The following is a 3,708-nucleotide window of genomic DNA, read 5'->3' as shown; positions in this document are numbered from 1 at the left end:
TAAAGGACCGCTTACGTTTTCCAAACTGAATCGCCAACTGATCCAGTCGGTTTGCCGACACCTGCCGGTGCCGCGCTGGAACGGGTTGCGCGTGGTGGCCGGCGACGGCTCCAAGATGCGGATGTTCTTGCAGGATGCCACCCGTCGGGCAATGCGCGATGTGGCGGCTTTTGCCTTGTATCTGCCCGGACTGGAGATGACGCTATCGTTTCAGCTTTATTCGGCCAAGGATGCCGAGCGGCAGATGTTGTTCGAGCATCTTGATCAGCTCGAACGCGACGATTTGTTGGTGCTCGATCAAGGCTATCCCGCCCGCTGGCTGATCGCCTATCTGGTACAACAAGGCATTCCGTTCTGCATGCGCGTCGATGAAACCGGTTTTGCCGCCGTTAAAGCCTTTCTGCGCTCAGGATTGGACGAGCAAATCATCACCATCGGCGTACCCAAGGCGATCGACTGCCTGGATTACGGTGGTTTGCCCTGGCCTTCCGAGGTGCGGCTGTTCAAAGTCGTCACGCCCAATGGCCGCATTCACGTGATGCTGACGTCCTTATTGGATGGCGGCGCTTTTCCTGCCGCTGATTTCACGGCGCTTTATCACAGCCGCTGGCGAATCGAAGAGGCCTTCAAGCGCCTCAAACACCGCTTGGCATTGGAAAACACGTCCGGCTTATCCTGGCTGGCCGCACAACAGGATTTCGGCGCCAAAATCCTGGCCGATAAGCGCCTTACAAAAAGTTAGAGTGTATTTTTGGTGTCGCGTCCCTGGGTGGATGCTGGACTGAGAGCCATCTATACATTCAGACTTGTTGTTAGTCGCTTAACCTGCATGCCTTGACCGTGCTGGAAGCCGAACGGAAAATCGACATCGCCGAGCACTACAAAATCAACCGAACCTATGCGTTCGCGCATCTCAAGCACTGTTTTCCGCGCTGGTTGCTGGTCGCACTGCCGACCGCCTGGCAGTTATGCAAAACCCTGACTGAACTGGCCAGGAACCTGATCAAGTTTAAGCCGGGTGCAACAAAACCCAGGCCAAAGCACCCCAAGCCTAATCAAAAACATGCGTACAAATCAACTTGTTGAGGCTTAAGTTGAGAGGGTTGCGTTTGAGCTACGGGGAACACGGATTCAGGGCTTAAACAGAAATTTACCAAACTCTAGCGCCAAATTGATCTTGCCCCCTCCCCAAATTTCACCTGCTTCATATGCGTCGATAGCATTTTTACTTCCATTAATAATCTCATAAAAAACTTTTCGGGTTGTTGAAATTACACAATCACATTCAACAGTATTATCTAGAAACCTTACACCATTGCTATTGCTTTCGATAATCCAAACTCCGCCTTTATCACCAGTAATCTGAATCTTACAAATACCCCGCACTCTATCAGAGTTTGTTACATTTGAAAAAATACGTTGCAACCGAATTTCATTAAAAAAGTCATTCAACGCAAGATCGAAGTTGTTAACATTATCCTCTTCACTGGTAGCTGCGTAGAAATCACTAACAGATGGATAACCCAATTCTGAATGAACACTATCTATACGGGGAACGAAATATTCAGGTATTGATGCCACAGGAATTGTCCTGCCTCCACCAACTGAGTCCGCATGAATGTCTTTTGAAAACCAAACCTTAGGATCACCATTTCCAAAGTCATGCGAAACACTAAATACAGACTTTATCAGATCACCCCCTAAGTCCTCATCTAAAAAATCAAAAAGCTCACCCAAAACAGCCTGTGGGTTCTGAACTAACGTTTCATAACTTATTCGAAAAGTTCTCTCTGGACTATCCTTTTCAAACTCCAATATCTTAACGGTTTTATCAAGCCAATTCTCCACCATCGCTGCAACAAAATTTGTGGGATGCTTACGAATATATCCAGTCAATTCAGGCATATACCCAAGGGCGCTAATTTTTAAACAAGAGTGAACAACATCTAGGCAGTTTCTGGTCAAAATTATATATTTCGCGTCTGGGAATATCTTAGCCAGATTATAAATATAATTAACATTAACAGTAGATTTTTCACACCACCTCGTTTTACCTTTCCCTGCTGCGTAACGTCCCAGCAAGTTATCTATCACGCTTCGAGTTTCATGTATAGCAAGTCTTTCCCTAGATTGCTCATCGCGAATATTTTTCAATTTACCCAGGGAGAAATATGTTGTCATGTATAAATCGCTACACAAGGGCCCTAGATGTAAATGGCCTGGACTACAAATATTTGGATGCGTATCAATAATACACCTTAACATAGTTGAGCCAGAACGAACGCAGGACAAAATAAAAATTGGTCGGCTTTTAAAGCTCATAAAAATCCTAAAATTATAAAACACAAAAAATAAATACCTTTAACAAGGCCGCAAAAACGCAAACAATATCATGACAAATCCGCTGCAAAACCTAGAATACCAAAAAAAACTAACGGAGCCTTTATGAATAAAACACATATTTTTTACCAATAATGAAGTCAACTTTTTGTAGGCGGATACCCACGGAGTTTTTTTAAAAAAACTAATAAGGGGAACTTTATAATAATTAAGCGATTAGCAAAAGTTAGTCTGAATTACCGGAGAGTCGCTATTTTTGCCGAAAGGTTTTTCGAGCATCCCAGCAGGAAAAAATCGGCAAAAATCACGCGACCGTTTATGCCTTCGGCGGCCCGATTCGTCAGCGTCTCCTTGTTTCGATCCAATAAGGGGATCGATACGGCTATCGCAAGACTTGATTGAGTCTCGCGATGCCTTGCAGGTTTTCTCATCGGGAAGTGGAGGCCTTAGGGCCTTCAACTTCCCTCAGAACCATGCGTACGGGCCGTACACGGGTCCTCACGTAAGACGAATCCATTGAAAAGCAGCAAACCGATGCGCTAACTGCCGCCGGTCGGATCGTATTTCCTGCCCCATCAGGTTAATTAACCAACTGTTCGGATAGACTCTCGTTACAACACGAGTCGCTGAGAGCGCGCCTATCGTTTCTGGTTGTAAAACACCGTCTGGGCGACTTGCTTTCGCGGTCTACCTGGTTTGACCAAATGTCAATATAAAGGCTGTTTACGCTTCTGTTAGCTGACCAGTCTCGCTCGTAACCATCGCCAGATATGAGCTTCGATTTTCCTCAGTTGAGATGGATACTGGATCAGAAAGTAGTAGTTGGCCAAGCCCACATACCAGTGAATCCCCCTTAGGTAGCAATTCAGAGTTTCTTTGGACACTTTTGCCTGCGCCTACATATTCCCTTCTCACAGGACGATGGCTGGACTTCCACCAGCTAGCTGACCTACCGTGTAAGCCAAACCGCTCAAGTTCCGCTTCCAAGATTTTCAGCGAATGCGATAAGGAGCCTCTGAAAAACTGCCGTTTTGAGTAGTAGTCATTTCGAAAGCAGATAAAAAATTCAATAATCGTCCGTTTTTTCCATCAAAACAGCCGTTATTTGTCGAAAACAAGCCCTTCTCCGGGCCTATTTTCAAATTCCAGACGCAATCAGGCTGCGACGTTCATACGCATCGCCGCGCGGTACGTTGGCAATGGCCGTCAAAAAGGTCAGACGGGCGGCGTTTTTAGCCAAGCCGCGATAGCGGTTCTTGGCATAACCAAACCGAATTTTAATGTCCCGAAACACGTGTTCGACCTTGGCGCGGCGACTAGCCAGTTCGCGCGCGGCTTGGCGAAGGCTCTGGGCCTGTTCGCTCTCGT

At 46.5% G+C, this 3,708-nt stretch carries 4 protein-coding genes; 2 read left to right on the top strand and 2 right to left on the bottom strand.

Annotation, left to right across the window (positions count from 1 at the left end; translation table 11 throughout):
- A partial coding sequence (locus A1355_RS12135) for a transposase (protein ID WP_157197863.1) occupies window positions 1–742 on the top strand: 742 nt, incomplete at its 5' end.
- 92 nt (window positions 743–834) lie between these two features.
- A complete protein-coding gene (locus tag A1355_RS12130; RefSeq protein ID WP_064028432.1) occupies window positions 835–1,086 on the top strand; it encodes a hypothetical protein in 252 nt (83 codons plus the stop codon).
- A 45-nt stretch (window positions 1,087–1,131) separates the two neighbouring features.
- Here the strand turns inward: A1355_RS12130 and A1355_RS12125 are convergent, their stop codons facing one another.
- Window positions 1,132–2,322, bottom strand: coding sequence for a sulfotransferase family protein (locus tag A1355_RS12125; RefSeq protein WP_082885513.1), 1,191 nt, complete (start codon window positions 2,320–2,322; stop codon window positions 1,132–1,134).
- A gap of 1,156 nt (window positions 2,323–3,478) precedes the next feature.
- A partial coding sequence (locus tag A1355_RS12120) for a transposase (RefSeq protein ID WP_157197862.1) occupies window positions 3,479–3,708 on the bottom strand: 230 nt, incomplete at its 5' end.

The sequence above is a fragment of the Methylomonas koyamae genome (assembly GCF_001644025.1).
GTDB classification, from domain to species: domain Bacteria; phylum Pseudomonadota; class Gammaproteobacteria; order Methylococcales; family Methylomonadaceae; genus Methylomonas; species Methylomonas koyamae_A.
Note: the sequence above shows the minus strand (reverse complement) of the source record. Positions and strands in the feature narration are given on the sequence as shown.

Excerpts from the sequence above, each read along its gene's own strand:
- A1355_RS12125 (WP_082885513.1), bottom strand. The coding sequence starts at position 2,322 with ATGAGCTTTAAAAGCCGACCAATTTTTATTTTGTCCTGCGTTCGTTCT.